The organism is Hydrogenophaga flava NBRC 102514 (assembly GCF_001571145.1).
GTDB classification, from domain to species: Bacteria; Pseudomonadota; Gammaproteobacteria; order Burkholderiales; family Burkholderiaceae_C; genus Hydrogenophaga; species Hydrogenophaga flava.
Genome location: NZ_BCTF01000070.1, coordinates 1 through 1,249 on the forward strand (window position 1 = coordinate 1; position 1,249 = coordinate 1,249).

General features: G+C 61.9%; 1 protein-coding gene. It reads right to left on the reverse strand.

All coding sequences use genetic code 11. From position 1 onward, the window contains the following. Nucleotides 1–988 (reverse strand): PKD domain-containing protein (locus HFL01S_RS24425; RefSeq protein ID WP_157539138.1); only part of this gene is annotated, 988 nt, incomplete at its 3' end. Nucleotides 989–1,249: the final 261 nt, after the last annotated feature.

Here is a 1,249-nt window from a genome sequence, read left to right on the forward strand (position 1 = left end):
CTACAACAAACAGTTCCCTGGGCTGGTGGTACTGGCTGGGGGCGAGCTTGTGGTTCTGAACGATGTAGGCCAGCGCACTGGCCAAATTGATCTGGGCCGTGGTGAGCTCACCCGTTGGCACGTCGAAGGTGTTGCGGTAGACCAGCAGACGAGACATGGTCACGAACTGCTCCAGGCTCTGAAGGATGTTGAGATCCATGACGGTGATGTCGCGCGGGAATGCCGACGAAGTAGGACCTATGCCACCCACCAGCACGCGATTCACCCGAGGCTTCGCACCGGTTCCGAACGCCCCCACCTGCACGTTCTGGCTGCCATGTCCGATCTCGATGGAGCCGAACGTCTCACCTCGGCGCAACAACACCCGACGACTGTTGAGCGCCGCTGAACTGGGAACCATCGCCACGCGCGACGCCCCGTCCGGGCAGTCCGAGAAGTTGCCCGCCGCCGACACGCAGATCGTTCCCGTCCCCGCATAGACCACGTTGGGATCGAGTACCTCCACGCTGACCGAGCGCTCCGAGTACCCCCCCGCCAGATCGGTTGCGCGGACACGCACCTGATAGGTGCCGGGCTCGTCAAATACGTGTGCCGCCAGAGGACCGCCCGACTGCACATTCTTGGGCAGACCCGATATCGGCCATGTCTGGCCCCGCTCGTCACCGAAATTGAAGGAGTAGCGGACCTGGTGGAACGGGTGCTGACCCGCCAGACTGGAAGTGGTACCGGTAGCGTCAAACTGCACCGCCAGCGGCGCCGGACCACTCAAACGCGTGGCTTCCAGACTTGCCACGATCGTGCGGGAGGACTGAGCGCTGCCCGGCGTTTCGCCGCGCTGGTCAGTAACTCGATGGGACTTGCCAGCGAGCGCTTCAACTTGGCCAGGAGAGTTCACTTCCGAATGCGCCAGGCCGGAAGCAGTCAAGATCGACACACTGGCCAGCGCCACCAGCAACATGGAGAAACATGACTTGGCATGGATCTGCATTCGTTCCTTCCCACGGGGCTGTGTCACCCCGGTGTCGTTTGGCGCAAAAGAGCTGGGTGAGGCTTGCTGGGAGCCCGCACATCATCAGATGACTGGGCTCCATTCTATGGAGAACAACCGCAGCCCTCCGTCACGACGGGACCAAAAAAATGCAGGAGCGGCGCCCTCACTTACTGGAGGTAGAACGGTCCTACCCATTCAGCCGGGAGCAGTTGGTAAGAGTTGCCGTACTGGTTGATGTTGGGCGCGCCACCATCGGCG